Source organism: Streptomyces sp. NRRL S-31, assembly GCF_000718775.1.
Lineage (GTDB): Bacteria > Actinomycetota > Actinomycetes > Streptomycetales > Streptomycetaceae > Streptomyces.
In genome coordinates, this window is record NZ_JOCB01000022.1 from 1 (window position 1) to 26653 (window position 26653).

A 26653-nucleotide genomic window follows, 5' to 3' on the forward strand; every position below is an offset into this window, starting at 1 on the left:
TCGACGTATCCGCAGCGCACCGGCGAGTCGATCGCCCGGAACGTGGTGGACCTGGTGCAGACCCTGGCCGAGGAGCGTCTGGGCCGGAGCGCCCCGGACACCCCGACGGCCGCCCGCATGTCGCTGCTGCGTGTCCAGGCGTACATCGACCAGCACCTGACCGACCCGGACCTGACACCGGACGCCATCGCCCGGGCCCACCACATCTCCGTCCGCTACCTGCACAAGCTCTTCGAGCTGGAGGACATCACCGTCAGCCGGTGGATACAGCAGCGCCGGCTGGAGCAGTGCCGGCGCGACCTGGCCCGCCGGCACGCGGCGGGGCTGACGATCGCGGCGATCGCCCACCGCTGGGGCTTCATCAGCGCCTCGCACTTCAGCCGGGGGCGCCAGCGCAGGATGGGCTGGATGCCCGGTTCGAGCAGTGTCCAGCCGTCGAAGAAGCGGGCGATCTCGTCGCGGGCACGGGCCTGTACGGGAGTGCCGGCCTGCCGGTAGGTGGCGGTGACCCGGGAGATGGCTTCGGGATCGAAGTCGGGTGTGGCGTGGCTGACGACCAGGACGCTGCCCGAGGGCAGGGCGTCCTTGAGGGTCTTCACTATGCCGTGGACGTCATGGTGCTCGTCGGTCACGAAGTGCAGCAGGGCGTTGAGGCTGAGCGCGACGGGCCTGTCGAAGTCGAGCGTGGAGCGCAGGGTGGGGTGCGCGAGCAGCGCTTCGGGGTCGGTGACGTCGGCCTGCATGTAGGCGGTCGCGCCCTCGGGGTGGCTGTGCAGCAGGGCCCGGGCGTGGGTGAGGACGATCGGGTCGTTGTCGGTGTAGACGACGCGGGCCCGGTGGATGACGCTCTGGGCGACCTCGTGGAGGTTGGGTGAGGTGGGGATGCCGGTGCCGATGTCCCAGAACTGGTCGATGCCCAGCTGGGCGAGGTGGCGGGTGGAGCGGCGCATGAAGGCGCGGTTGCTGCGGGCGGCGATGAGGGCGGAGGGGAAGGCGGCGATCGCCTGGGCCACGGCTTCCCGGTCGGCCGGGAAGTTGGTGATCCCGCCGAGGAAGTAGTCGTACATGCGGGCCGAGTGCGGCCGGTCCAGTTGCAGGTCGACCACGTCGCTGTCGTCCCGCACGGTGTTGCCGTCGTCCATGCCCGCCCCCCGAGTCCGGCGTGGTTGCCCTGTCGCGGCGGTTCGCCAGGGTGCGCCACCCCCACCGCCACCCCGAGCTTCCTCCCCCTGCCGCCGTGGGGACAACCGGGGGATCGGCCAGCGTCCGCACCTCGCCGGCGAGGGCCGCGCAAGGGCTTACCAGGGAGGAAAAGGATGATCCAGCCCATTTCCACCCGGCACAATACGGGTGGGTAACCACGTTGTTGCCGTCTGTGAAGAATTTCGGGTAGCGCCTTGCACGAGACGGCCGTTGCTCCGGTTGTCTGATGAGTGGGAAAGCACATTTCCCACACCGACACCGCCTCGACCCGGCGCGGTGCGGTGCACAGCCGCACAAGGACTCCCGTGGACATCGATCTGGTCACCATGGTGGTACGGGTGACCGCCGCCCGGATCTTCGTACCCGCCCCGCACCGAGCGGGCCGCCGGCCCCTCGCCGCCGCCGTGCGCACCGGAATACGCCACCTTCACCCGTGGAGCGCTCCCCCCGCCTCCACGGCTCCCTCCCCTCTCCGCGCCGCCACTCGGGAGGGCGCGGCGTGAAGCACCCTTCCCCGGGCGGCCCCCGCGGGCGCCATGCCGCACCGCCGCCTTCCCGGACCGGACGGCTGGCGTTGACCTTCGACGCCTTCCACGCCTATCACCGCAAGCTCTGGATGCGTTTCGCCCACACCCAGGTCGGGGGCCACGCGGCCGCGGAGACCGTCGTCGACGCCGCGTGCGTCCGGCTGAAGAGGACCTGGCACCACGCCCTGCTCCAGGAGTCCGTCCCGCGGTACGCCTGGAAGATCCTGAAGGACGAGGTGCACCGCTGGCTCGCCGAACGCCGCCTGGAGCCACAGGTCGGCGACGCCGCCTACCTCACCGCCGTGCAGAAGCTGCTGCTGCACGAGATGCGCGACGAACTGCGCGTCCTCTCCCAGGAGATCGGCCTCTACGCCGCCATCTCCACCCTGCCCGAGCGGCAGTACGACGTCATCGTGCTGCGTTATCTGCTCGGCATGGAGGAGACCGAGGTCGCCGAGTACCTCGGCATCGAGGACGCCACCGTCCGGTCCCACATCCGCCACGCCCGACGCTCGCTCGCCAGGCAACTGCACATCCCCTACCAGGACGACAAGGAGCAGGAGAAGTAGTGGCCCGCACCGACCACGAACCCGCCGCCGACATCGCCACCGCCCTGGCGGCCGCCGAAGCCCTCACCGGCACCTACCAGGACTACGACACCGACGCCGCCCTCCGGCGCGTCACCACCCTCGCCGAGCAGCCCACCGCGCCCACGGCGTCCTGCCTCCCCTCCCCCTACCCCACCGTCCATGAACAGGCCGCCCACGACCTGGACCTGGCCGTCAGCCTCATCGTGGACGCTCCCCAGGCCCATCTGAGCCTCAGCCGACTGCTCGACTCCGACCTCACCGAGCCCGAGGGCGCCCTCGTCTTCGCCGCCCTCCTCCACCTCGCCGGATACGCCGGCCCCTCCCAGTTCTGGTTCGAGTTCGCCGCCGGCGCCGGCAGCCGCACCGCCGCGTTCTGCCTCGTCCTCCTGCACCAGCAGCGCTCCGAACACCGCACCGCCGCGTACTGGCGCGCCCAGCTCGGCGCCCGCGCCCCCAAGCCGGTCCGGCGGCCGACCACGCCGCCGAGGCCGGCCGCCCTGCTGCCCGACAGCGTCCGCCGCGACCTGATCAGCCTGTGCTGGCAGGGCCGCCGGCCCTGTCTGCCGCCCCGCCTCCAGGCCGTCATCCACAGCCTCCCCGTCGAACCGCCCGACGACGACTTCGGCGAGATCCCGCGCCCCGACCACACCCTCACCGACCTCCCGGCCTGCGCCACCGGATGACCGCGTGGACGCCGCCCGGCGCACTGCCGGCGAGCGGGGCGGGCGCCTCCGTGCCGGGCGCCGCCCGCTTGCGAGCCGCGCGCCGGGCGGTGAGGCTGGCGGCGGGGAGGCCGTGAGCCCGAGGGTGCCGCGCGCGGCCGTGCCGCCGCCGATACGACTGCCCGGCGAGGGGTATCGCTTGCAATAACCCGCGTCTGCAAATATTGTTTAAGCGCGCAGGCGGCGCATGCAATCACATCGCCCGTGTGGCGCGGCGTCCGTCCGAGTAGTCGTACCCCCTGCGTCCGGTCCCACTCCGACGCGCAGACCCTAGCGAAAAGGCACCCCCCATGTCCCTCAAGAACATCCTTCCCGGCCGGCTCGGCTTCGGCACCGCCCCGCTCGGCAACATGTTCCGCGCGATCCCCGAGGAGGACGCCCTCGCCACCGTGGAAGCGGCCTGGGACCAGGGCATCCGCTACTACGACACGGCCCCCTTCTACGGGGCCGGTCTCGCCGAGGAGCGCCTGGGCAAGGTCCTGTCGGCCAAGCCCCGCGACTCCTACGTGCTGTCGACCAAGGTCGGCCGGGTCATCCTCGACGAGCCGGAGACCGACGCCCCCGACTTCGGCGAGAAGGGCGGCCTCTTCGAGCACGGCAACCCCAACAAGATCCTCCACGAGTGGACCGCCGACGCCACCGAGCGCTCCATCGAGGGCAGCCTCAAGCGGATGGGCGTCGACCGCCTCGACATCGTCTGGGTCCACGACATCGCCCAGGACTTCCACGGCGACGTGTGGTTGCAGAAGTTCGAGGAGGCCCGTACCGGCGCCTTCCGGGTGCTGGACCGGCTGCGCGACGAGGGCGTCATCAAGGCGTGGGGCCTGGGCGTCAACCGCACCGAGCCGATCGAGCTGACCCTCGCCCTCGACGAGCCGAGGCCCGACGGATTCCTGCTCGCCGGCCGCTACACCCTCCTCGACCACGAGCACGCCCTCCAGCGCCTGCTGCCGATGGCCCAGGAGCGGCACGTCGACATGGTCGTCGGCGGCCCCTACAGCTCCGGCATCCTCGCCGGCGGCACCAACTTCGAGTACCAGCAGGCCCCGCCGGAGATCATCGAGCGCGTCAAGCGCCTGAAGGCCCTCACCGACAAGCACGGCATCAGCATCAAGGCCGCCGCCCTCCAGTTCTCCCTCGCCCACCCGGTCGCCGCCGCCGTCATCCCCGGCGCCACCCGTCCCAGCCGCATCGCCGAGGACACCGCCGCCCTGAACGAGAGCGTCCCCGCCGCCTTCTGGACGGAACTCCGCGAGAGCGGCCTGGTCAGCCCCGCCGCCCCGCTCCCCGACGGCGCCTGATCCGCACCCCCGCCTCCCCGCACACGCGTACCGGCACACGAGCACCGGCACAACGAGTACCAGCACGAGAATCAGGAGAGCGACCATGGCATCGACTTCCGTCAGCCGCGTCGTCCCCGCCTCGCCGGACCAGGTCTGGAGCCTCATCGGCGGTTTCGACGCCCTGCCCGACTGGCTCCCCTCCATCCCCGAGAGCACCGCACTCGAAGGTGGCCGGGTGCGCCGGCTGAAGAACCTTGAGGGCGAGGTCATCACCGAGCGCCTCCTCGACTTCAGCGAGGCCGAGCGCCACTACAGCTACTCCATCGTCCAGGCCCCCTTCCCCGTCAATGGCTATGTCGCCACCATCCGGGTCCACGCGGTCCCCGGCCGGGAGCACACCGCCGAGGTGCAGTGGTCCGGCCGCTTCAACCCCGAGGGCGCCACCGAGGACGAGGTCGTCGACCTGTTCACCGGGATCTACCGCGACGGCCTGGACGCCCTGCACAAGACGTTGTCCGGCTGACCGCCGCCCGGCACCGGCGCCCACGGATCACCTGGCGGCAGGGGCGGGCGGGCCGCGGCGCCCGCCCGTGGCGATCACGGGCGGTACCGGCAGGAGCAGCAGCCGCAGTCCTCCCCGGGCCCGCCCGGTACCCGGCTAACCGCCGTACGGGACCCAGGCACGCTCGCCCGTCTCGCTCGTGCCGTACCAGTAGCGTGGGAGCCCCTTGATCCCGGTGGTGTGGAACGGGCGGCCGTGGTCGTCGATACGGAGGGTGCCGGTGCGGCCCTGGCAGGACCAGTCCAGTTCCAGGTACCAGCGGGCGTCGTAGGTCTGTGTCGTCGCGTCGACCAGCAGCGACTCCGGGTCCTCGGCGGAGACGCGGTAGGGGAAGTGCACGGCGGGGATGGTGTGTTCGCTGTCGGCGCCGTCCTTCGGACGGGCGGTGGGGCGGTCCACGTCGAGGTCCACGGTGAAGCGGCGGGGCGTCAGCTCGCCGCCGCAGCCCTGGTCCATGGCGTACGCGTTCCCGGCCGCCGGGGCGCCGCGGCTGACGACGCGGACGCGGAGCGCCTCCAGGACGACGGCCGTGGACGTCCGCCCCTGTACCGAGATCCGCACCATCGTCTGCCGTCCGTGCACCGCTCCTTGCGTCGCCGCCCACGCCCCGGCGTCCTGCTGCACCGGCGGGGGAGGCACCTGCGCGGGCGGCTTGCCGATGACGTAGTCGTGGCCGCAGCCCATCTCCCAGACCTGGGAGTCGGCGCTCCAGGTGAGGGGCGGACCGGCGGGCGGCCTCGGCACGGCCGAGGTGGGAGAGGTGCCGGAGGGGGCGGAGGCCCCGGGAGTCCGCTGCCGGGCACCGGGTGACGCCAGGCTCCGGGCCGGGGAGCGGAAGGGGGACGGGGAGGAGGACGGGGAGGACGACGGGGACGGGGAGGCGATGGCCGAGGGTTTCGCCGCGCGCTGGGCGGTGCCGGTGACGGTGGTCCGGGAACCCGTGGAGCGGGAGGTGTCCGCCGCGGTGGTGCGGTCGCCGGACAGGACGGACGTGCTGCCCAGGGTGGCGAGCAGCGCGCAGGCGACGGCGCTGAGCGCCAGGGGCCGCCGGCGGCGGTACCAGGGGCGGGGAGCGGGGGAGGGGACCGGCTCGCCGGGGCCGGGACCGTCGGGGCCGGAGCCAGGGCCGGAGTCAGGGCCGGGGCCAGGGCCGGGGCCGGAATGGGCCGGGCCGGGACCGTCTCCGGGCTGTTCCGCGGAGTCGCCACCCGTGACGAGCGTCTCGGCCGTGACGAGTGCCTCGGCCGCGTCCGGTGCCGCGTCCGCTGCCGGAACGGCTACCTCCGGGGTACCGGGCGCCTCCGCCGTACCTGCCGCCCCCGTCGTACGGGGCGCCTCCTCCGCCCCGGCCGTACGCACCCGTTGCCGGGCCGCCGCTGCCGACAGCCACAGCCGGTGCAGTTCGAGCCGCTCCTCCGGTGTCGCCCCGCAGAAGGCGGCGAGCCGCTCCACGGGCGCGAAGTCCTGTGGCACCGCCTCGCCCGCGCAGTACCGGTGCAGTGTGGAGGTGTTCATGCCGAGGCGGCGGGCCAGCGAGCCGTAGCTCCGGTTCGTGCGGTCCTTCAGCAGGAGCAGCAGCGCCGCGAACTCCTCGACATCGTCCCGAGTCGACACCGTTCCCCCGTCGTCCGCACGCCGTCCGCCCGCGATCCCGTATCCCAGGCACTCATATACCTGCACGTCAGCGGGGCTGGGATGGTTCCACCGTCGCCGAAAGGGCGGCAGTCGTTGCGCCGGACTCCGCTGACCGCCGATGCTCTTGGTGTCGCACCAACCAGGGCGGGGCCGGACAACCGGCGTCGAGTGGCGTCCGACACGCATGCACCGCACTCACGCATCGCGTCCACCGAGCCCATCGACCGCGCTCGTCCACCGCTTTCATCCACCGCAGTCATCCACCGCACTCATCCACGGGGGGACACCCATGCCCAAGCGCACCCGAGCAGGCACGCTCCTCACAGTCGCCGTCGCCGTCGCGGGGTCGGCCGTGGCGCTCGCCGGGCCGGCCACCGCCGCCCCGCAGGCGCCCGGCTTCCTCTCGGTCACGGACCTGCCGCCGGACCGCACCTCGTCCTGGACGGCCGGCGAGGTCACGGCCGGCATCCCGGAGGGGACGGACCGGGACACCTGTCTGCGGGCGCTGTCGGGCCACCGGCCCGCCTGGCACCGGGACTTCCGCACCGACCTCGACACGAACGCCCGGCAGATCACCGTGGTGCTGCGCGACACCCGTTCGGCGAAGCGGCTGGCCTCGTCGCTGAACAAGGACGTCAAGTCCTGCGCGGCCCGCATCGAGCGGCAGTTCCCGGACACCGAGGCCACGGGCAGGGACTACGGCGAACTGCCCGTCGAGGAGGGCGCACACGTCTACGGCGTGCACACCGAGACCTCCTGGGGCGCCGCCGACGTCCGCCTGCTGTCGGTCGGGCGGGACGGACGCACCGTCACCGTCGTGAACTGGGCCCAACTCGGCGGCTTCGAGGGCGTCCCGGTGACGGCCTTCAAGAAGACGGCCACCAGTTCCGTGCGGAAGCTGCACTGACGGTGCCGCCCGGGGCCGCCCTCCCGCCACGGGGGTCGGGAGGGCGGCCCGACACCGAACCCCCGCAGCACGGCCGGACCACTCGATCACCCGGAAAAGGGGAACAGACATGAACAGCAAGGCCCGTACCGCCCTCACCGCCGGCGTCCTCGCCGCCGCCCTCGGACTCGGCGCCACCGTCCAGGCCGCCGCCGGGACCCCGCGCAGCGTCAGCGGCAAGCCGTCCGACGACATCACCCGCATCGCCGACTTCTACGGCGCCTACATCGACGCGGTGACCGACGAGGACGGCGGCACCCTCGCCAACGCCCTGCGCGGCCACTACCTCACCGCCGGTTTCCAGAAGGAACTGAACGCCTGGGAGAAGAAGAACCACGCCAACGGCGTCCTGCGCGCCCAGAACGTGCCGCTCGCCTGGAAGGTGACGGACGCCGGCACCACCGCCGGCCACACGGAGGCGGTGATCACCCTCACCTGGAGCAAGTCCAGCACCACCAAGCTGGTCGTCGACATGGCCCGAGGCAGCCACAAGATCTACCGCATCGGTGAGAAGGGCGCCGCCGGCAAGTGACGCGCGTGCGGCGGGGCGGGCGGAACCGCACCGGCACGAGCACGGAGACCCCGACCCGGCACAGGTCCGCACCGCGATCACGGCGCGGACCTGTGCCCGGGCACCGAGGTGGCCGAGGTGGTGACCCGGCACGGTCTCCGCCCGGCGAAGTCCCGCGCCACTACGGCCGCTCCCCGGAGACGGGCAGTACGGCCGCGGCGGCTCAGTCGTGCGGGGCCTGCCCGCTGACCCGGTGATCGGCGTGGCTGAGGGCCTCCATGACCAGGCGCCGCAGGTGCCCGTCGCCGAGGCTGTAGTGGACGTGCCGGCCCCGACGACGTCCTCCACGCGCACGCGTAGCGGTGCCGCCCCCCTCGTGCGTCGAGGGGACGGACCGCGCCCGACCATGGCGTGAACAGATGGTTGCTGTATCCTCCAACGATCTCTTGAATGCCCCTTCTTGTCCCGTTTCATAACCCTCACTTCGCCCTTTCGGACACGCCGAATGTCACAAGGGGCAGAAGACGTGTCGGCCTTCTCGATGGCTTCCGGACAGCGTGGTTAGGCTTTTCGAGACTCGCATAATGCCGGATCCTCGGGCCCTCAGTGCATACGGGACAGTGATATGCCATCGCGTCAGCAGCCGACGAACCCTTACGAGTACTACATTCGCCTGCACGACCTCGTCTCCGGCTTCACCCACCCTGACGGCTGGCGCGAGGGAAGCCTCCTCCGCGCGGCCTTGCAGAGCGTGGAACTGACGTTGCACTGTGCCGCCGAGGCGTATGACGATCCACGGCCGTCCAGCTTCACCGAGCCGCGCGTGCAACGGCTCCTGGACATGGCGGAAGACCATCTCAGGGCCCTCGGCCGGCTGCCGGGTCTGACGCCTCCGCCGGGCATGGCCGTCGCGCGCACCGCCGAGGACCGGCCGTCACCGGGGCTGGCGGTGCTGGACCGGCTGCCCGACGAGCAGGTCCGGCCCGTGCTCGACGCCTTCACCCAGGCGGCGGACCGGCTCGGCTACGGACTTGGCGTGGAGCACCAGGTGGAGGCGGCACGGACGCGTCTGGGCCTGCCCGCCCACCCGCCGAAGGCCGTCACGCTGGACTACCGGCACCTGGTCGCTCCCGAGGACGTGCTGCGCCTGGTCTCCCCCGTGGCGGACGGCCCGGAGGACCACCTCTTCGCCTCCGCCCACCAGATAACGGAATGCTGGCTCCACATCGCCCACGCCTATGTCGACGCGGCCGTCGAAGCGGCGGAGGAACAGCGGTGGGAGAACGCCGCCGGTGAACTCCGCGCGGCGGCCTCGGCCGTCGACCGGGCCAGTGTTTCCGGCCAGGTGCTCGAACTGATGGATCTGGCGGACTATCACCGGCTGCGGGTACATCTGCGAGACGGCAGTGGCGCGCAGTCGCGCGCGGCACGCGAACTGCCCCGCAAGCTCCAAGCGGCCCTCCGTCCGCTCACGAAGAGCCTCACCGAGACCGGGGCCACCCTCGCCGGCCTGATCGCCCACCGGGCGGGCGACACCGCGCGGCGCAACTACCTGACGGCTCTCAAACTGCTCTCCGCCGGCTGCCAGAACTTCCTCTTCGAGCACTACCTCCTGGCGCTCGGCGTCCTCGGCTCGCGCAGCACGGGAACCCTGGGGTACGAGGTGGCCGCGCTGGCCAAGCGGGCCGCGCAGCCCCTGCTCCCGGAGGTCAACGAGGCCCACCACGACCTGGTGCAGTACACCAACCTCCAGTACGCGGCCGATGCCGGGTCGCTGATCACCCGCCGCGAGGCCGAAGCCGGCGTCTCCCACGCGCCACGGCCGACGACGGCCCCGGGCACGGGCACGGCGGACGAGGACGCGCTCAAGGCCCGGGTGCGCACCTACTTCAGGGCCATCGAAGAGCGCGCCCCGGACACCTGGCTCGCCCTCTTCGACGCGGAGCACGGTCGCCTGTACGACCAGCCCACCGCCCGGCCCTTCGTCGGGCGCGACCACCTGAAGGTCTTCATATCCGCGATGTTCGACACCTTCCACGAGCTCAGCACGGAGGTGACCGGCCTCACCGTCGACGGTGACCGGGCCACCGCCCACTGGACCGTGCGCGCCGTCGGCTACCAGGGCGCCCCCGTGACGTACTCCGGGCGCGAGGAGTTCTCCTTCACCGAGGACGCGTCGATCGCGACCGCCGTCGTCCACTGGTCCCCGCCGGAGGTCGCCGCGCGTCTGTGGCCCGACATCGCGGCGTGACGAGGAACCGGAACACGCCCCCGCGACCGTACGGCCCGGTGCCCCGCGTTCGCGGTCCTCAGCCGGCCTCCCGGGCGGCGCGCGGGAAGTCGTACACCGCCCAGTCGGTGAGCGTGCGGTAGCCGAGGCGCTGGTACAGGGCGTTGCTGGTGGGGTTGGACAGATCCGCGAACAGCACGACGTCCGTCGCGCCCGCGGCCAGCGCGGCCCGGCTCACCTCGGCCGTCACGGCGCCCGCGTACCCGTGGCCGCGCAGGCGGGCCGGGGTGTAGACGACGTCCACCTGGATCTGGCCGCCGATCAGCGGGTTCATGCCCGCGATGGAGACGGGGACGCCGTCCGGGGTCTCCCAGAGCGTGAAGCGCTTGTCGGCGAAGCGGGTGCCGGCCCAGGTGGCGGCGTCGAGGGCGACGCTCTCGCCGACGGCCGCGGCGAACTCACCGCACCAGAACATGACTTCCTCGAGGTCGTCCTCGCCCAGGACCCGGCCCCGGCCCGCCGGCATGGGCTCCGGCGGGGTGAGCGTGCCGAGGCGGTACAGACGGAGCCGCGTGTCCCGGAGCCTCGGCGTCGCGCCGGTGTGCCGCCGCCAGGCCGCGGCGAAGGCGGTCGCGGTGCCGTGGTCCGCGCTGACGCGGGCGAGGGAGTGCCCGAGGGCGGCCAGCCGGGCGGCGAGGCAGTCGGCCCACTCGGGCGTGAGCGGGGAGACGCCGAAGCCGTGGGGCCGGAGGCGGTAGAAGGTGGCGTGGACCTCGCCCGCCCGCTCCAGCACGCCGAAGACCGGGGCCCCGGTGCCGGACGACGCCCCCGCCCCGCGCACCCGCACCCGCTCGGCCCAGGTCGACTGCATGACGTGCGGGCCGGGCCGCGAGCGCAGGAAGTCGCCGGCCCGGACCAGGAACTCGTCGACGTCCTCGGTGAGGTACCAGTCCTCCGGTCGCATGCCCCATGCCTTCCCACTCGCCGGGGGTGTCAGACGTCCGGCGAGCCCCCGGAGGAGCCGTCCGCCGGCGCCCGGCGGCAGTGGGCGCATCCATACGCATTCCTGACGTCCCTCTGATCGCCACACCCGATTTCGGGGTCACATCCGGTGTTATCGTCCTCGTACTTGAGCAACAAACCATCCGTCGCCGGCCTTTCCGCGCGGTCGCGAACGCACACGGACGTCCGAAGCAGTGACGGAATTCGGTTTCCTCGCGTATCGCGTACGGCAGGCGGAGAATTCAATGGGAACGGAAAGTCGCGGGACGGCGTCATGCGTCCACGAGGAATTCGAGCGGCAGGCGAAAAGGAGCCCGGACCGCACCGCGGTGGTGGCCGGGGAAACGAGAATCAGTTATGCGGAGATCGACCGCATGGCCAATGGGATCGCCCGACGGCTGACCGCCGCCGGAGTGCGCGTCGGCGACCGGGTCGGCCTCTGCGTCCGGCGCGACGCATGGCTGGTACCCGGCATCCTCGGCGTGCTGAAGGCCGGCGCCGCCTACGTGCCCCTGGACCCCGCCTACCCCGGGGAACGCATCAGGTTCATCGCCGAGGACGCCTCGCTGTCGGTGGTCCTGACCTCGGCGGGCACGGAACACGTGGTACCCGACGGCGCCACACCCCTGCCCGTCGAGGACACCCGGCCCGCGGACGGACCCGGTCCGCTGGCCGAGCCGCACGACGTCGCCTACGTCATGTACACCTCCGGCTCCACCGGCACGCCGAAGGGCGTCGTCGTCGAACACCGCAGCCTGCACAACCTGATCCGCTGGTTCGCCGACCACCTCTCCCCGGCGGAGCTGCGCGGCGTGCTCGCGACGTCGTCGGTGTGCTTCGACCCGTCGACCGTCGAGATCTTCGCCCCGCTGGTGACCGGCGGCACGGTGCTGCTCGCCGAGAACGTCCTCGCCGTACCGACGCTCCCGGCCCGGTCCGAGGCGACGCTGCTCGTCGCCGCGGCCTCCGCCCTGTCGGCGCTGCTGCGCGACACGCTGCCGCCCCACGTGCGCACCGTCATCACCGGCGGCGAACCCGTCACCCGCGCCCTGTGCGACCGGGTCTACGCGCATCCGCAGGTCCGCAGGGTGCTCAACTTCTACGGCCCCACGGAGTGCACCGTCTGCTGCACCATGGCCGAGGTGGAGCGGCACGGCACCGGCAACCCCCCGATCGGCAGACCGATCGCCGGAGCCGAGCTGTCCGTGCGGTCCCCGGACGGCGACGTCCTGCCGGACGGGGAGACCGGCGAGCTGTGGATCGCCGGTCCGGGCGTCTCCCGCGGCTACCTCGGCCGGCCGGAACTGACCGCCGAGCGGTTCGGCCCCCTCGGCTACCGGACGGGCGACCTGGTGCGCCGGACGGGGGACTCCTACCACTTCGTCGGCCGCGCCGACGAGCAGGTGAAGGTGGGCGGCGTCCGGCTGGAACCGGGCGAGGTCGAGGCCGCGCTCGCCGCCCACCCCGCCGTCCGGCACGCCGTCGTCCTGGCCACCGGGGACCGGCTCGTCGGCTACGCCGAGTCGGACTCGGCGACCGAGACGGAGCTGCGCGCCTGGCTCACCGCCCGGCTCCCGCCGCACGCCGTACCGTGGCGGATCGCCGTACTGCCCCGCCTCCCCGTCCACCCCACCGGCAAGGCCGACCGCGCGGCGCTGCCCGCGATCACCACGGGCCGCCGGCCCGGGACGCCGTACACGGCACCGCGCGACGAGACCGAGAAGCTCGTCGCGGAGGTCGTCGGCGAGGTCCTGGGCATCGACCGGGTGGGGGCCGACGACCGCTTCGCCGACCTGGGCGGCCACTCGCTGGCCGCCGCCCGGGTCGTCGGCGAACTCGGGCGGCGCCGCGGCGCCCCGGTACCGCTCGCGACGTTCCTCGACCACCCCACCGCGGCGTCGCTCGCGCGGGCCCTGGACACCCTCGTCGCCGAACCGCCCCCGCGCCGCACCCCGGGGCTGCCCCGCTACCCGCTGACCGCCATGCAACGGGAGTTCTGGCTGCTGCGCCGGCTCGCCCCCGACACACCCGTCACCACCCTGACCCTGCACATCGGCGTGCGGGGGCCGGTCGACGGACCCGCCGTGCGCGCGGCGCTGGACGCCATCGTGCGACGCCACGAGGTGCTGCGCGGCACCGTCCTGGGCGACACGGAACCGTATCTGGTGGTGGGCCCGCCGGCGCCCGTCCCGGTCTCGGAGGCAGACCTGCGCGCCCGGCCGGCCGACGAGCGGCGGCGCCGGCTCCGGGCGCTGCGCCGGCGGACGGCGCGGCACACCTTCGACTACGGCGCCGGAACCCCGCTGCTGCGGGCCGCGTTCGCCCGGACGGCCGAGGACGCGGGCGAACTCTTCGTGGCCACCGACCACCTGGCCTTCGACGGCGCCTCCGTCGCCGTGTTCCTGCGCGAACTCGCGGCGGAACTCGCGGGCGAACCCGTGGCGGACCCGCCGTTGCAGGTGGGTGACCTGGCGCTGCGCGAGCGGGAACTCGCCGGGGAGCCGTCGCGCCGGGACCGGCTGGACGCGTTCTGGCGGACCGCGCTGGACGGCGCCGCCATCCCGGACGACCTCCCCGGCGCCCAGGCGGCACCGGGATGGGAGACGGAGCGGGTGACCCGCACCCTGGACCCCTCCCTGGTGACCCGATTGATCCGCTTCGCGGCCGAGACCGGGACGACCCCGTTCGCCGCCTGCCTGGCGGCGCTGGGACTGGTGTGCGGCGGGCTCGCCGGCCACGACGACCTCGTGATCGGCGCCGCCGCCGCCCGCCGTCACCTGACCGGGACCGAACACCTCCTGGGCCCCCTGGTGGACACGCTGCCGCTGCGGCTGCGCATGACCGCCGACCTGACCTTCCACGACCTCGTCCGGCAGTGCGCCGCGACCACCGTCGCCGCCCTCGCCCACCAGGAGATCGCCGCCGGTGACCTCCTCGGCCTGCTGCCGGCCCACCGGGCGGCGGGCGGGTCGCGCACCCCGGTCGTCGTCACCATGCTGCCGCTCGACGAACCGGCCACGCTGAGCCGCGGACCCGTCCGGCTGGACCTGCGCTCGGACCACGGCAGCGGCGCCTCGGCCAACGAATGCTCGGTCCTCGTCGCACGGACGGCCACCGCCGTCGAACTCCAGGTCGAGTACGCCACCGCACGTTTCACGCGGCCCGACATGGCGGCCTTCGCCGATCGCGTGCTGGACACCCTGCGGACCGGGCTCGCCGACCCCGGTCTCCCGCTGGCCGCCCTCGACCTGGCCGGACCGGACGAGCGGGCGGCCGTACTCGCCCTGGGCCGGGGCCCCGCGCTGCCGGAGTCCATGCCGAGGACGGTGGTGGACGCCGTCCTCGCCTCGGCCCGCTCCCGGCCGGACGCGGTGGCGGTCACCGGACCCGACGGCTCCCTCACCTACGCCGAACTGGCGGACCTGTCCGGCCGGGCCGCCGCGGCGCTGCTCGACGCCGGGACGGGCCCCGGTGACGTCGTCGCGGTGAGCCTGCCCCGGGACCGGTTCCTGCCCGCGGCCCTGCTGGCGGTGTGGCGGGCCGGGGCGGCGTACCTGCCGCTGGACCCCGGTGACCCGCCCGAGCGGTCGGCGCGACTCGCCGCCGACGGCGGTGCCGGGGCCGTCCTGACCCGGGGAACGGCCCCGGCCGGGGCGCCCCGGCCGCTGGACGTCGGGGGGTTGTTCGCGTACGGCACCGGACGCGCCCTGCCCGCGATCCGCCCCGACGACCTCGCCTACGTCCTGTACACCTCCGGGTCGAGCGGACGGCCCAAGGGCGTCGAGGTCGCCCACGCCCAGCTCGCCGCCTTCATCGAGGGGTTCCGGGCCGTGCCGGGCATCGGCCCCGGCGACTCGATGGCGGCGGCGGCCCCCCTCTCCTTCGACGTATCGGCCGAGGAGATCTGGGCGCCGCTGGCGGCCGGGGGCCGCTGCGTCATCGTCGAACGCGCCTGCGCCACGGACGGCCACGCCCTGGCCGAGCGGATCACCACCAGCGGCGTCACCCTGCTGCACCTGACCCCCACGTCGATGCGCATGCTCCTCGCGGCGGACTGGCCCGGCGACCCGCGGCTGCCGGTCCTCACCGGCGGGGAGGCGCTGGACCCGCGGCTCGCCCGGGACCTGCTGGACCGGGTCGGGCAGGTGTGGAACTCCTACGGGCCGACCGAGACGACCGTCACCGCCACCGTGCACCGGGTCACCGCGGACGACGACCCGGTCCCGATCGGCCGTCCCGTCGCCGGCGCGCGCTGCTACGTCGTCGACCCGCTGGGCCGGCTGCTGCCGCCGGGCGTGACCGGCGAGCTGTGGGTGGCCGGCGGCGGGGTGGCGCGCGGTTACCGGAACCTGCCGTCGACCGCGTTCACGGACGATCCCTTCGTGCCCGGCGAGCGCTGCTACCGGACCGGTGACCTGGCCCGCTGGCGCGATGACGGCACCCTGGAGTACCACGGCCGGCGCGACGACCAGGTCAAGGTGCGCGGATACCGCGTCGAGCCGGGCGAGGTGGAGGCCGCGCTGCGCGCCGACGCGCGGGTGGCGGACGCGGCGGTGGCGGTGGCCGGCTCGGGGCCCGACGCCCACCTGGTCGGGTACCTGGTGCCGGAGGACGTCGACACCGCGGCCGTCCGCGCGGGGCTCGGTGCCCGGCTCCCGCGGCACCTGGTCCCCGACCGCTGGGTGCGGATGCCGGCCCTGCCCACCCTGGCCAGCGGCAAGGTCGACCGCGCGGCGCTCCCGCGGCCCGCGGCGGACGCGGAGGAGGCCGGCCGGCCGCGCGTGCCGCCGGCCGGGGACGCGGAGGAGTTCGTCGCCGACGTGTGGGCCGCCGTGCTGGGGGTCGCCCGGGTCTGGGCGGACGATCACTTCTTCGCCCTGGGCGGTCAGTCCCTCGCCGCCACCCGCGTCGCCGGGCGGCTGCGCACGGCCCTGCGCGTCCCGGTGCCGGTGGCCCTGCTGTTCGACCACCCGGTACTCGCCGACTTCGCGGCGGCCGTCGAGGCGCTGGTGCTCGACGACCTGAGCGGCCCGTCCCGGGCGGCCGGCGGCTGACCGCCCGCCGCGCACGCCGAAGGCCCGCCGGCAGCCGGCGGGCCTTCGGCGTGGGAACGGCCACTCAGCCGAGTTGGGCGAAGATCTCGTCCAGCAGCCGGCGTTCGTACGTCTCCTCCTGGTCCACCCCGCCCAGCATGTAGCCGCCGAACTTGATGCCGGCGCCGGCGTTGTCCAGGGCGATGACACCGCGCCCGAGGTCGGTCAGCGCCGCCTCGACGTCCGCCAGCTCCACCTCGGTGTTCTCCCGGACGTACAGTTCGGAGAGTTTCCTGATCGGGAGCAACTCGCCGTGCCACTCCCGTACCGCCGCGTGCCGCCGGAAGGCGTCACGGTACATACGGGACCCGGGGATGATGGCGGGCGCCGCGACCGACACCGTCGTGATCGAGCCGGCGTAGGTCTCCGCTATGGAGAGCCAGTTGTCGACCTCCTCCTTGAGCTGGCGCAGCGTGGTCCCGGGGAGGCCGAGAATGCCGGAGAGGTACATCTTGTAGTCGAGGTCCCGCGCGAGCTGGAGGGCCTCGAACACCCGGTCCGGCCCCTTGTTGATGCCCTTCGAGTTGTCCTTCAGCAGTTTGGGGTCGAAGGCCTCGATTCCCACGTTCCAGGTCTGGACGAAGCCCTTGCACAGCTCCGCGGACTGGAGGAACTCGTACACCAGCCCGTAGGCGAGCATGAAGCGCCGCCCGCGCAGGACGTCCGACGCGTCGCAGGCCGCGGCGAGTTCGTCGAGGAACGAGGTCGTACCGCCCCACTGGGCCTTCGACATGCCCAGGGTGGAATCCCCGGCCGCGTAGACGTTCGACTTCAACTCGCCGACGAGTACCTCCAGGGTGGCCACGGCGGCACCGACGTCCGTGGTCTTCGGCGTCAGTCCCTGGATGGAGCAGTGCAGGCACCGCCGCGTGGGGCGCCGTCCCCAGTTGCAGCCGCCGTCCAGCGGCAGGGTGACCATGCGCTGCAACTCGTAGTGCGAGGCGTACCAGACCCGGAACGCGTCGTCGTAGTGCTCCACCAACTGGTCTTCCACGAGGCGGTAGTCGGGGAGCATGCGCCCGGACAGCGGGTAGGTGGGCGCCGCCTGGTTGCGGACCGTCCCGGTGCCGTCCCGGTACGCCAGTGAGGGCACGCGGGCGAGGTCCAGCCGCCCCTCCAGCCACGACAGCAGTCCCATCATGGTGAAGGGGCCGTTGTTCCCCGTGCACACGAAGTCCACGATCTTCGATCCGTAGGCGCCCGTGAGCACTTCGCGGTGGAGGATTCCCGCGTGGTCGTTCCCGAAGACGATCACGGCGTCCGGGTTCACGCGCCGGATCTCGGCCGCGACGATGTACGCCCACATCGCCGTCGACGAATAAACGGTGAACGCCGCCACGTCGGGCGGGTCCGCCTGGATCCTCGCGCGCACCTCCGCCCAGTCGACGTGGCTCATGTCCAGGTACCGCCAGGCCAGATGGGGGAAGCAGGCGTTCTGGTAGGTGATCATCTCGATCAGGGACGCGTGCGGATAGACCGTGCCCTCGTTCGCGTAGCGGGACTGGTCCCCGGCCTCCGCGATCAGGGCCCCACCGCCCGAATGGCTGCCGCGGTGCGCGGAGGTGAGGGGAAGGCCCACGTACCAGACCGTACTCACCTTCTTCGGCCGGGAATTCGTCCGCGATGTCGTGCGCGGTCCCGCAATGGGGCCGTCGACCGGATAGGACCACGCATATCGGGAGTCGGTGGCGGAGACCACCTCTTCCACGGGCTCGAGGCTCATCATGACGGTGTCTCGGCTTTCTCGCTGAAGTGGTGACGGGGCATCGGCTGAATCGCCGGAATCGGCGTTTCCCGGTGCTCCGGTCGCCGTCGGCCGGTAAAGGTGTTCCGGCTCGTCCGGTCGGCGGTCCCGCTGTGGACAAGGAGCCGATCCGTCGCAGCGATGCTACGGGGGCGCGGCGTGTGGATCCCGTCAAAACAGAGGCCGCCGGCGTCATGGAAGCGTCAATTCCGCAAGGCGTGGACCCGCGGCCCTTTCAAGATGATCCCCGCCACCGTGATCGTTCCGGACCCCCGGACGGCGCGGAGTCGACAACCCCGAAGAAGGGCAAGATGAGCAACACCGGCGACGGCCCGCGCGCCCAATTGGCAGCACGTTTCGCGGCCGGCCGCGAGGCCGTGTCCGCGGACCCCCCGCGGCCCGCGCCCACCGCCGCGCCAGGCCCCGTCCCGCTCTCGCCCGCGCAGCGCAGACTGTGGTTCCTGGCGCAACTGGAGCCGCACGGCACCGCGTACAACGTGCCCGCGGTGCTGCGGCTCGACGGACGGCTGGACGAGGACGCCCTGCTCGGCGCCGTCCGCGACCTGGCGGAGCGGCACCGGGTGCTGCGCGGCGTCGTGGACCCGGACGGACCCGAACCCGTGCTGCGCACCCGCCCGGCCGCCGACGTCCCGGTGTCCGTCCGCGCCGTGGAGGCGGAGCAGTTGGAGGCGGCGCTCGCGGAGGAGACCGGGCGTCCGTTCCGGCTGACCGCGGAACCGCCCCTGCGGGCCGTGCTGTTCCGTACGCCGGACTCCTGGACCCTCGCCCTGACGGTGCACCACATCGCCGTCGACGGCTGGTCGCTGCGCCTCCTCCTCGCCGACCTGGGCACCCTCTACGCCGCCCGGTGCGGTACCGGCCGCCCGCCGGCCCCGGCGCCGCAGTACGCGGACGTGGTGCGCGAGGAGCCCGAGGACACCGCCGGGCTCGACTGGTGGGCCGGACACCTGGCCGGCCTGCCCCCCGTGCTCGACCTGCCCACCGACCGGCCCCGGACCCTGGAGGCGGCCTGGCCGGGCGCGTCCGTCCCGGCCGTGGTGCCGCACGCGACGGCGGCCCGGGTGCGCGCGCTCGCCGCCGGGGCGGGCGCCTCCCCGTTCATGGTGCTGCTGGCCGCCTGGCAGGCCCTGCTCGGGCGGCTCGCCGGAACCGACGACGTCGCCGTGGGCGTCCCGCACGCGGGACGGCACACCGAGGCGAGCGAGGCGGTCGTCGGCTGCTTCCTCGACACGGTCGTGGTCCGTACCGACCTCGCCGGCGAGCCGTCCGGACGGGACCTGACCGCCCGGGTGCGGGCCGGTGTGCTGGACGCCTTCGCCCACTCCCGGGTGCCGTTCGAACGCGTCGTGGAACGGCTCCGCCCGGAACGGACCCTGTCGGCCACCCCGGTCTTCCAGGTGCTGTTCAACCTCTACGACGAGGTGGCGGAGCCGGTGCTGCCCGGGGTGCGGGCCGAGTGGCGCCGGGTGCCGCCCCGCACGGCGAAGTTCGACCTCGGCATGGAACTGGCGGACGGCGGCCCCGACGCCGGGTTCGGCGGCGTACTGGAATACCGGAGCGACCTGTTCGACCCGGCGACCGCGGCGAACCTGGTGCGCTGGTACCTCACGCTGCTGGACGCGATGACCGCCGAGCCCGGGCGGCCGGTCGACGGGATACCCCTGGAGCCGGCGGCGGGTCCCGCGTTCGCGGGCCCGGCCATCCGTCCGCCCGCCGCCCTCGTGCACACGCTGATCGAACGGGTGGTGGACGAGCACCCCGGCCGGACGGCCGTCACCGGCGCCGACGGCTCCCTCACCTACCGCGAACTGGACCGCCGCGCGGGCCGGCTGGCGCACCGGCTGATCGCGTCCGGAGTCGTCCCCGACCAGCCGGTCGGCATCCTCCTCGATCCCGGATGCGACTTCGCCACGGCCGTGTTCGGCATCCTCAAGGCGGGCGGCGCGTACCTGCCGATGGACACCGCCCACCCCGCCTCCCGCGTCCACGACATGCTCCGCACCTCCGGCGCCCGCGTCGTGGTGACGGCGGGCGAGGGCGCGGACCGGGTCCGCGGCCTCGCCGATGTCGTCGCACCGGTCGCCGTACCCGACGACGGCCCCGACCATCGCCCGGCCGTGGCGGTCGGCCCGGACCACCTGGCGCACGTCGTCTTCACCTCCGGCTCGACCGGGGCGCCCAAGGGCGTCGCGGTGCGGCACGGCGGCCTGGCCCACCGCGTCACCGGGCTGACCGGCCGGATGCCGCAGGTCGCCGGCGGGTCCTTCGCGGTCGTCTCCACGGTCGCGGCCGACCTGGGTCTCGCCTGCCTCTACGGCGCGTGGCTCACCGGCGGCACCCTGCACCTGCCGGACCGGGAGACCACGACCGACCCGCGGGCCTTCGCCGCCTACCTCGCGCGGCACCGGGTGGACGTGGTGAAGCTCGTCCCCAGCCACCTCCGCATGCTCGCCCGCCATGGCGACCCGGCCGCCGTGCTGCCCGGCAAGCTGCTGATCCTCGGCGGCGAGGGCTGTCCGTGGTCCCTGGTGGAGGAGGTCCGCCGGCTGCGGCCCGACCTCGCCGTGCACACCCACTACGGGCCCACCGAGGCGACGATGATGTCGCTGGTCTGCGACGTGGACGAGGTCCCCGAGCCGGTCCGGACCGGACTGGTGCCGCTCGGCCGCCCGCTGCCCGGCGTGACCGGCCTGGTCGTGGACCGCGCCGGCCGCCCCCGGCCGGCCGGTGTCCCCGGCGAACTGCTGCTCGGCGGACCGGGTGTGGCCCGCGGCTACGTGGGGCGCCCGGACCTGACCGCCGAGCGGTTCACGGAGGACGCCGACGGCGGACGCTGGTACCGCACCGGAGATCTCGTCCGGCTGCGCGACGGCGTGACCGAGTTCCTCGGCCGCACCGACGACCAGGTCAAGGTGCGCGGCCACCGGGTGGAGCCCGGCGAGGTGACGGCCGCGCTGCGGGCGCTGCCCGACATCGCCGACGCCGTCGTGCTGCCCGAGGGGGAAAGCGACCGGCGGCGGCTGGCCTGCTGGGTGGTGCCCGCGCCCGGTCGGCTGCCACGGGCGGACGCGATCCGCTCCCGGCTGCGCGCCTCGCTGCCCGAGTACATGGTGCCGGAGACGATCGCCGTGGTGACCCGCGTCCCGCTCACCGCGAACGGCAAACCCGACCGGGCGGCCCTGCGGGACGCGCCCCGGCCCGCACGGCCGGCAGCCGCGCCGCCCGCCTTGGCCACCCCCGCCGAGCGGGCGGTGGCCCGGGTCTGGAAGACACTCCTCGGCCTGCCCGAAATCGGCGCGGACGGCGACTTCTTCGCGCTCGGCGGCCACTCCTTCGCGGCCACCCGGATGGTGGGCATGCTGGCCGAGGCCACCGGCTGCCGACTGCCCGTCCGCGCGGTCTTCGAACGGCCGGTGCTGCGCGATCTGGCGGCCGAACTGGAACGCCGCACGGCGGGCGCCGCCGCGCCCGCCGGCGTGCCCCGGCGCCCCCGGCCCGGTGCGCCGGTGCGGCTGTCCCCCGCGCAGGAACGGCTGTGGTTCCTGTGGCGGCTCCGCCCGGACAGCGACGCCTACCACACCAGCGTGGCACTGCGGCTGAACGGACCGCTGGACACCGAGGCGCTGCGGGCCGCGGTGTGCGGTCTCGCCGCGCGCCACGACGTGCTGCGGACCGTCGTGACCGAGACCGGGGAGGGGCCGCTGGGCACACCGCTCGCCCCCGAGACCCTCGCCCCGCCCGTCGTGGCCGCCGGGGCGGACGAAGTCGGCGCCGCCGTGCGGGCCGAGACCACGCGCCCGTTCGCCCTGGACCGGGAACCGCCCTTCCGGGCGCTGCTGCTGCGGACCTCGGCGGCCGAACACGTCCTCGTACTGACCGTGCACCACATCGCCGTCGACGCCTGGTCCTGGACGACGCTGCTGGACGACCTCGCGGCGCTGTACCTGGCCCACCGCGGCACCGGCCCCGTGCCGCGGCCGCTCGCCGTCCAGTACGCCGATGTGACCGAATGGCGGCACTCCCGGCACGACCGCGAAGCCGCCGACGCGGACCTGGACTGGTGGACGGCGTGCCTGGCGGACCTCGCCCCGCTCACGCTCCCGGTGGACCGGCCGCGCGGCCCCGCGACCGGCTGGACGGGCGCCGCCGAGCCGGTCGCGCTCCCGGCCGGTGCGGCCGCACGGCTGCGGGACCTGGCGGCGGAGCTGGACTGCACGCCGTTCATGGTGCTGCTCACCGCCTGGCAGGCGCTGCTGGCCCGGCTCGCGGACACCGGGGACGTGGCGGTCGGCGTACCGGTCTCCGGGCGCACGCAGCCCGGCACCGAGCGCATGGTGGGCTGCTTCGCCAACACGCTGGTGCTGCGCGGCGACCTGTCCGGCGACCCCACGGTCAGGGAGGCACTGCTGCGCACCCGGACCCGGGTGCTGGCCGCGCTCGACCACGCCGAAGCACCGTTCGAGGAGGTCGTACGGCGCCTGCGCCCGGACCGCGACCCGGACGCCACGCCCCTGTTCCAGGCGATGCTCAACGTCGTCACCGCGCCCGCCGCCACCGACCGGTTCGCCGACCTGACCGCCACGTCGATCGGCACCCCGCGGACGGCGGCCCGGACGGACCTGTCCCTCGCGCTCACCGACGACGGCACCGACTTCACCGGGACGCTGACCTACCGGACCGGCCTGTTCGACGCGGCCACCGCGCGGCGCTGGGCGCGCTGGTTCGTCAGCCTGCTCACGGCGGCGCTCGACGAACCGGACCGGCCGATCCTCGGCATCGACCCGCTCTCCGCCGGCGAACGCGCGGAACTCCGTTCGGCGGGCACCGGCGCGGCGCTGCCCCCGGACCGGCCGGCCACCGTCGTGGCCGCCGTCCTGGACCAGGCCCGCCGCAGGCCGGACGCGGTCGCGGTGGTCGCCGCCGACGGCACGGTTAGCTACGCCGAACTGGCCGAATGGTCCGGCCGGGTGGCGGCCGTCCTCGCCGGCCGGGGCCTGCGGCCCGGCGAGCCGGTCGGCGTCTGCCTGCCCCGGGACCGGCGGCTGCCCGGGGCGCTGCTCGCCGTGCTGCGGGCGGGCGCGGCCTACCTGCCGCTGGACCCCGGGCACCCGACCCGGCGGCTGGCCGGCCTGGCCGGGGACGCGGGCGTGCGGGTGGTCCTCTCCGGCGGCACCGCGCTCGCCGCGGCCCGCGCCCTGCCGGGGGCGACGGTGATCGACGTGGACGAGGCCGCCGCCTCCCGGACCCGCCCGGCCGACCTGCCGGAACCGGATCCGCGGCAGGTGGCGTACGTCCTGTTCACCTCCGGCTCGACCGGACGCCCCAAGGGCGTGCGGGTAACCCACGCGAACCTGGCCGCCTTCGTCGCGGCCCTGTCGGCGACGCCTGGGGTGGCATCAGGGGTGACGCCTGGGGCGGCGTCCGGGGCGATGCCTGGGACGGCGTCCGGGGGGACGCCTGAGGCGGCGTCAGGGGCGATGCCTGGGACTGCGTCAGGGGCGATGCTTGGGGCGGCGTCAGGGGTGACGCCTGAGGTGGCGTCAGGGGCGATGTCGGGGACCACGCCTGGGAGAGCATTCGGGGCGAACCCCGGGGCGATGCCCGGGACGGCGTCCGGGGCGATGCCCGGGACGGCGTCTGGGGTGTACGCGGTGGCGACGCCTGGGGTGGCGTCAGGGGCGATGTCCGGGACGGCATCCGGGACCACGCTTGGGGCGCCGTCCGGGGCGATGCCCGGGGCGGCCTCCGGGGCGATGCCCGGGGCGGCCTCCGGGGCGATGCCCGGGGCGGCCTCCGGGGCGGTATCCGGGACCACGCCTGGGGCGGTGTCAGGGGCGATGTCCGGGACGGCGTCTGGGGTGTACGCCGTGGCGACGCCTGGGGTGGCGTCAGGGGCGATGTCCGGGGCGACGCCTGGGGCGGCATCCGGGGCGAACCCCGGAGCGGCATCCGGGACCACGCCTGGGGCGGCCTGCGGGGGGAACCCCGGGGCGGCGTCCGGGGCGGCGTCCGGGATCACGCTAGGGATGACCGCGGACGACGTCACGCTCGGTGCGGTGCCCTTCACCTTCGACGTGTTCGGCTACGAACTGTGGGTAACCCTCGCCAACGGCGCGCGGCTCGCGCTCGCGGACCACGACACGGCCAAGGACGGCCACGCCCTCGCGGAGTGGATCGAGCGCACCGGCGTGACCGTCGCGACGGCGACACCGACCGCGCTGCGCCTGCTGCACACCGCCGACTGGCCCGACCGGCCCGGGATGCGGCTGATCAGCATCGGCGAGACCCTCGACCCCGCCCTCGCGGCCGGCCTCGCGCGGCGGGCCGGCGCGCTGTGGAACGCCTACGGGCCCACCGAGACCACCGTCTACTCGACGATCGGCCGGGTGGACGGGACGCGGGACGACCGCGCCGTGCCCATCGGCGGGCCGATCGCCGGCACCCGCCTCCACGTGATGGACCGCCGGGGCGGACCGGCGCTGCCGGGATGCCCCGGCGAACTGTGGATCGCGGGCGCGGGCGTGGCCCGCGACTACCTGGACCGGCCCGCGCTGACCGCCGAGCGGTTCGTCACCGGTCCGGACGGCGAGCGCTGCTACCGCACCGGCGACCTCGTCCGCTGGCACGGGCGGGAGCTGCGGTACCTCGGACGGACCGACCTCCAGGTGAAGGTGCGGGGCCACCGCGTCGAACCCGGCGAGATCGAGTCCGTGCTGCGGGAGCACCCGGACGTCGCGGACGCGGCCGTCACGGTCGCCGGGCCCCCGGGCGAACGGCACCTGGTCGGCTACGTCGTGCCCCGGACGTCCCGCCGCCCGTCGGTCGAGACCCACCTCGCCGAGCGGCTGCCCGACCACATGGTGCCGCGCCGCTGGGTCGTCCTGGACGCCCTGCCCACCACACCGAACGGCAAGACCGACCGGGCCGCGCTGCCCCCGCCCGACGAGGCGGAACGGACCGTCACGGCCCCGGAGTCGATGATGGAGCGGCTGGTGGCGAAGGTGTGGGCCGACGTGCTCGGCGCGGACGGCATCGGCCGGGAGGACGACTTCTTCCGGCTCGGCGGCGACTCGTTCTCCGCGACCCGGGTGATGGGCCGGCTGCGCGAGGCGCTCGGCGCGCGCCTGCCGGTCCGGACGCTGTTCGACCGGCCCGTCCTCGCGGGCTTCGCGGACCACGTGGAACGCCTGCTGCTCGACCGCCTCGCGGCAGAGCCGGACGGGGAGCCGCGATGACCACCCCCGCCACGTCCGGCACCACACCGCCGTCCCCGCTGGTCCTGGTCGGCTTCAGCTACGCCGCCCTGCTCGCCCTCGGCGGCTTCCGGCCCGACGACTCGGTGATCGTCGTCGAGGAGCCCGACGTGGTGCGCAAGCGCGGGCTCCGCGACCGGGCGCGGGCCGTACCCGTGATCCGCGAGCTGATCGAGTGGCCGTACCAGCTCGACGGTTCCGCCGACCGGTTCTACGCCGCCCACCCGGGGCTGTCACCCGCTGCGATCGGCCCCGCGGGGGAGTACGCGACGTACTTCGCCGCGCGCCTCGCCGAGCACTACGGACTGCCCGGCATCGGCTCGGACGTGGCACGACGGCTGCGGGACAAGTCACTCCTGCGGGAGACCGCCCGGGCCGCGGGCATCGCGAACCCCGCCTCACGGGCCGTCGGCGGCCCGGCGGAACTGGCGGCCTTCATGGCGGACCACCCCGGGCCCGTGGTGCTCAAACCGGCCGACCTCCAGGGCTCGATCGGCGCCCGGGTCCTGGACTCTCCCGACGAGGCGGCCGACGCCTGGGCGGCGAGCGTCGCGGAGTGCGCCGCCCAGCGGGACGGCGTCTGGGTACCGGACCGCGAGGTCCCGGTGCGGATGCTGGCCGAGAGGTGCGTCAGCGGCCGGCCCTTCAGCGTGGAACTGCTGGTCTCCTCCGGCCGCGTGCTCTTCGGCAACGTGACCGAGGAGGTCATGTTCCCCGGGCCCCGGCCGGTCGAGCGCGGACAGCTCGTCCCCGCCGACATCCCGCCCGCCCTCGACGCGCGCCTGCGCGAGCAGACCGAGTGGCTCGTCGCCATGACCGGCTTCGGCACCGGTGTGGTCCACTGCGAATGGATCGTCGAGGACGGCACGCCCTACCTGATCGAATGCGCCGGCCGCCTGCCCGGCGACAACATCGTCGACCTGATCGAGTGGGCCTACGACATCGAACTGGTCCGCGCCTACTGGACCCTGCTCACCGGCGATCCCCGCACCCCGCCGCTGCCCCGCCGTGCCCGGCGCTCCGCCGCGGTCCGGTACGCGCACGCCACGCCCGGCACGGTGGAGCACGTCGGCGGGGTCCGGGAGGCGTACGCCGTACCGGACGTGATCCGCTGCGAGGTCCTGGTCCGGCCCGGCTCCCGCGTCGGCCCCCTGCGCAGCTCCCTGGACCGCTCGGCCTTCGCCCTCGCCTGCGCGCCGACACCCGCCCAGGCGGTGCGCCGCGCCGAGGAGGCCGTCGCCCGGCTGACCGTCACCACACGGCCGTACGGCTCCCCCGACCGAAGCCCCCGGCACCGCACACCCACCACGACCACGCTCCCCGAAGGATGA

Annotated in this window: 14 protein-coding genes and 2 pseudogenes; 11 read left to right on the top strand and 5 right to left on the bottom strand. The window is 74.2% G+C overall.

Features of this window, described 5'->3' with window-relative positions; all coding sequences use genetic code 11:
* Positions 1-117: 117 nt before the first annotated feature.
* Positions 118-498, top strand: a complete 381-nt coding sequence (locus IF37_RS45665; protein ID WP_253915738.1) for a helix-turn-helix domain-containing protein — start codon at positions 118-120, stop codon at positions 496-498.
* Here IF37_RS45665 and IF37_RS0111460 read toward each other — a convergent pair.
* A pseudogene (locus IF37_RS0111460) lies at positions 384-1142 on the bottom strand (SAM-dependent methyltransferase); the annotation flags it as partial. The gene IF37_RS45665 and the pseudogene IF37_RS0111460 overlap by 115 nt on opposite strands.
* 635 nt (positions 1143-1777) lie before the next feature.
* Here IF37_RS0111460 and IF37_RS0111470 point away from each other — a divergent pair.
* The 4 genes from IF37_RS0111470 (at position 1778) to IF37_RS0111485 (ending at position 4848) form a co-directional block, all read left to right on the top strand.
* Positions 1778-2299 (top strand): RNA polymerase sigma factor, encoded by a 522-nt coding sequence (locus IF37_RS0111470; RefSeq protein ID WP_253915733.1) that lies wholly within the window; start codon positions 1778-1780, stop codon positions 2297-2299.
* Positions 2299-3003, top strand: coding sequence for a hypothetical protein (locus IF37_RS0111475; RefSeq protein WP_030740138.1), 705 nt, complete (start codon positions 2299-2301; stop codon positions 3001-3003). The genes IF37_RS0111470 and IF37_RS0111475 overlap by 1 nt, the downstream gene beginning before the upstream one ends.
* A gap of 329 nt (positions 3004-3332) precedes the next feature.
* A complete protein-coding gene (locus IF37_RS0111480) occupies positions 3333-4343 on the top strand; it encodes an aldo/keto reductase (RefSeq protein ID WP_030740141.1) in 1011 nt (336 codons plus the stop codon).
* Between the two features lie 85 nt (positions 4344-4428).
* Complete coding sequence (locus IF37_RS0111485; protein ID WP_030740144.1) at positions 4429-4848, top strand: SRPBCC family protein; 420 nt, start codon at positions 4429-4431, stop codon at positions 4846-4848.
* Positions 4849-4983: 135 nt separating this feature from the next.
* On the opposite strand, the gene IF37_RS0111490 is transcribed toward IF37_RS0111485, so the two are convergent.
* Positions 4984-6501, bottom strand: a complete 1518-nt coding sequence (locus IF37_RS0111490; protein ID WP_030740147.1) for a helix-turn-helix domain-containing protein — start codon at positions 6499-6501, stop codon at positions 4984-4986.
* A 310-nt stretch (positions 6502-6811) separates the two neighbouring features.
* Here IF37_RS0111490 and IF37_RS0111495 point away from each other — a divergent pair, with 310 nt between their 5' ends.
* Positions 6812-7429: a hypothetical protein gene (locus IF37_RS0111495; RefSeq protein WP_030740150.1), complete on the top strand. Its 618-nt coding sequence runs from the start codon at positions 6812-6814 to the stop codon at positions 7427-7429.
* A 109-nt stretch (positions 7430-7538) separates the two neighbouring features.
* A complete protein-coding gene (locus IF37_RS0111500) occupies positions 7539-8000 on the top strand; it encodes a hypothetical protein (protein ID WP_030740154.1) in 462 nt (153 codons plus the stop codon).
* 202 nt (positions 8001-8202) lie between these two features.
* Here the strand turns inward: IF37_RS0111500 and IF37_RS45670 are convergent.
* Positions 8203-8319: pseudogene (locus IF37_RS45670) on the bottom strand (transcriptional regulator); the annotation flags it as partial.
* A gap of 285 nt (positions 8320-8604) precedes the next feature.
* Here IF37_RS45670 and IF37_RS0111505 point away from each other — a divergent pair.
* Positions 8605-10230 carry a nuclear transport factor 2 family protein gene (locus IF37_RS0111505; RefSeq protein ID WP_030740156.1) on the top strand — a complete coding sequence of 542 codons (1626 nt, stop codon included), beginning with the start codon at positions 8605-8607 and terminating at the stop codon, positions 10228-10230.
* A gap of 58 nt (positions 10231-10288) precedes the next feature.
* Here IF37_RS0111505 and IF37_RS0111510 read toward each other — a convergent pair whose 3' ends face one another.
* A complete protein-coding gene (locus tag IF37_RS0111510; protein ID WP_030740158.1) occupies positions 10289-11173 on the bottom strand; it encodes a GNAT family N-acetyltransferase in 885 nt (294 codons plus the stop codon).
* A gap of 283 nt (positions 11174-11456) precedes the next feature.
* On the opposite strand from IF37_RS0111510, the gene IF37_RS0111515 reads away from it, so the two are divergent.
* On the top strand, positions 11457-16265 hold the full coding sequence (locus tag IF37_RS0111515) for a non-ribosomal peptide synthetase (RefSeq protein ID WP_079165674.1): 4809 nt from the start codon (positions 11457-11459) through the stop codon (positions 16263-16265).
* Between the two features lie 64 nt (positions 16266-16329).
* Here IF37_RS0111515 and IF37_RS0111520 read toward each other — a convergent pair whose 3' ends face one another.
* Positions 16330-17883: a radical SAM protein gene (locus IF37_RS0111520; RefSeq protein ID WP_030740162.1), complete on the bottom strand. Its 1554-nt coding sequence runs from the start codon at positions 17881-17883 to the stop codon at positions 16330-16332.
* 476 nt (positions 17884-18359) lie between these two features.
* Between IF37_RS0111520 and IF37_RS0111525 the strand changes: the two genes are divergently transcribed.
* Both IF37_RS0111525 and IF37_RS0111530 read left to right on the top strand, forming a co-directional pair.
* The gene (locus IF37_RS0111525; protein ID WP_052845100.1) at positions 18360-25304 is read left to right on the top strand and encodes a non-ribosomal peptide synthetase; all 6945 of its coding nucleotides are present in this window, start codon (positions 18360-18362) and stop codon (positions 25302-25304) included.
* Positions 25301-26653 carry an ATP-grasp domain-containing protein gene (locus tag IF37_RS0111530; protein WP_052845101.1) on the top strand — a complete coding sequence of 451 codons (1353 nt, stop codon included), beginning with the start codon at positions 25301-25303 and terminating at the stop codon, positions 26651-26653. Before IF37_RS0111525 ends, IF37_RS0111530 begins: the two co-directional genes overlap by 4 nt.